Consider the following 621-nt stretch of genomic DNA (forward strand, 5'->3'; position numbering starts at 1 on the left):
GGTATTGATACTAGATGATCAGCCATGATCTTAAAATGGCGGTGCAGGCTCGAAGGGCCGAATGGTCTGCTTCTGCACCTATTGTCTATTGTCTATTGTCTAGACCAATTGAATAACTACTTTGGTTCTGTCTTCACTAAGGAGGACAAAAATAATCTTCCGGAAATAGTAAGGAACCGAAGGTATAGTGAGATGGAGGAAATGAGGGAAATACATGTTAGTAGGGAAGTGGTGTTAGGTAAATTGAAGGGATTAAAGGCAGATAAATCCCCAGAGCCAGATGGTCTGCATCCCAGAGTGCTTAAGGAAGTAGCCCAAGAAATAGTGGATGCATTAGTGATAATTTTTCAAAACTCCTTAGATTCTGGATTAGTTCCTGAGGATTGGAGGGTGGCTAATGTAACCCCACTTTTTAAAAAAGGAGGGAGAGAGAAAACAGGGAATTATAGACCGGTTAGTCTGACATCGGTGGTGGGGAAAATGCTAGAGTCCGTTATCAAAGATGTGATAACAGCACATTTGGAAAGAGGTGAAATCATCGGACAAAGTCAGCATGGATTTGTGAAATGAAAATCATGTCTAACGCATCTTATAGAATTTTCTTGAAGAAGTAACTAATAC

General features: G+C 40.4%; 1 protein-coding gene. It reads left to right on the forward strand.

Translation table 11 applies throughout. From position 1 onward, the window contains the following. Positions 1-24: 24 nt before the first annotated feature. Positions 25-570 (forward strand): RNA-dependent RNA polymerase family protein, encoded by a 546-nt coding sequence (locus CUC53_RS18660; RefSeq protein WP_100295436.1) that lies wholly within the window; start codon positions 25-27, stop codon positions 568-570. The last annotated feature ends 51 nt before the right edge of the window (positions 571-621 follow it).

This window comes from Aeromonas cavernicola (assembly GCF_002795305.1).
Classification (GTDB): domain Bacteria; phylum Pseudomonadota; class Gammaproteobacteria; order Enterobacterales; family Aeromonadaceae; genus Aeromonas; species Aeromonas cavernicola.

Coding starts and splice junctions, on each gene's coding strand:
- CUC53_RS18660 (WP_100295436.1), top strand. CDS start 25: ATGATCTTAAAATGGCGGTGCAGGCTCGAAGGGCCGAATGGTCTGCTT.